The following is a 990-nucleotide window of genomic DNA, read 5'->3' as shown; positions in this document are numbered from 1 at the left end:
TGGCGGCGGCGGCGCCGGCTCCGTCGAGGCGGTCCATGTTGGCTTCGGTGGCGTGGCCGGCGTTGGCGCCTCTGACTACCGCTGCAACGCTGTCTTCGTTGTCGACTTCATCCCAACTCAGCATTGAAATACTCCTTCCAGATCTGTTCTGACGGTGTGTGGACCCGTCCAAAAAATAGGCGGTTTGCAGGCTTCAGGCATTGAAATACTGCGCAGAGTGTGGTCGGAAAATACCGATACTGCACACTATGTAGTGGTCTGTTCTGTTTGTGGGCACACTATATGGTGTGTAACAGGGGAGGTCAACGCGCAAGAAGATCGTCTGTACGTTAAACGTCGCGTTGAAAAGATCATGGTATAGCGACGCAACATTAAATAGAATGAATCTCATTTGAGACTCAGTCGCGCCGCGCAGGTCGCTTGCCATGAATGATGCTGTTGTACCGACCCATGCCCCCGAACCGACCGTGTCGAGCCTGTACCGCGACCATCACAGCTGGCTGGAAAGCTGGCTGCGCCGGCGTTTGGGCAATGCCTGGGACGCCGCGGACCTGAGCCAGGATACCTTCCTGCGCGTGCTTGCCAGCGCGCAGCCGATCGAGCAGATGCAGGAGCCGCGCGCCTATCTGGTGACCGTCGGCAAACGCCTGCTGGTGAATTTCCATCAGCGGCGCAGCCTCGAGCAGGCTTACCTGAATGCCTTGGCCAGCCTGCCGCAGGCTTGCGTGCCTTCGCCGGAACAACGCTGGTTGTTGCTGGAAACCTTGCACGCCCTGGACGACCTGCTTGAGGGGTTACCGGTGCAGGTGCGCCGCGCTTTTCTGTGGAGCCAACTGGAAGGCCTGGGCTATCGGGAGATCGCTGCACGCCTCAACGTCTGCGAGCGCACGGTAAAACGCTACATGGCCCAGGCCTATGAACACTGCCTGCTGGTGAACCTGTGAACCGCGACGTTGCCCGCGCCGCCGCCCAGTGGCTGGCGCTGCTGGA

1 protein-coding gene is annotated in these 990 nt (G+C 59.8%); it reads left to right on the top strand.

Annotated features, from left to right (window positions below):
• Positions 1-425 precede the first annotated feature (425 nt).
• The gene (locus BFP90_RS00035) at positions 426-944 is read left to right on the top strand and encodes a sigma-70 family RNA polymerase sigma factor (protein ID WP_065892898.1); all 519 of its coding nucleotides are present in this window, start codon (positions 426-428) and stop codon (positions 942-944) included.
• Positions 945-990 lie beyond the last annotated feature (46 nt).

The organism is Pseudomonas sp. 24 E 13 (genome assembly GCF_900004715.1).
In the GTDB taxonomy this organism is placed as follows: Bacteria; Pseudomonadota; Gammaproteobacteria; order Pseudomonadales; family Pseudomonadaceae; genus Aquipseudomonas; species Aquipseudomonas orientalis_A.
Note: the sequence above shows the minus strand (reverse complement) of the source record. Positions and strands in the feature narration are given on the sequence as shown.

What these genes read in the sequence shown, in the direction of transcription:
- BFP90_RS00035 (WP_065892898.1), top strand. Translation starts at nt 426, where the DNA reads ATGAATGATGCTGTTGTACCGACCCATGCCCCCGAACCGACCGTGTCG.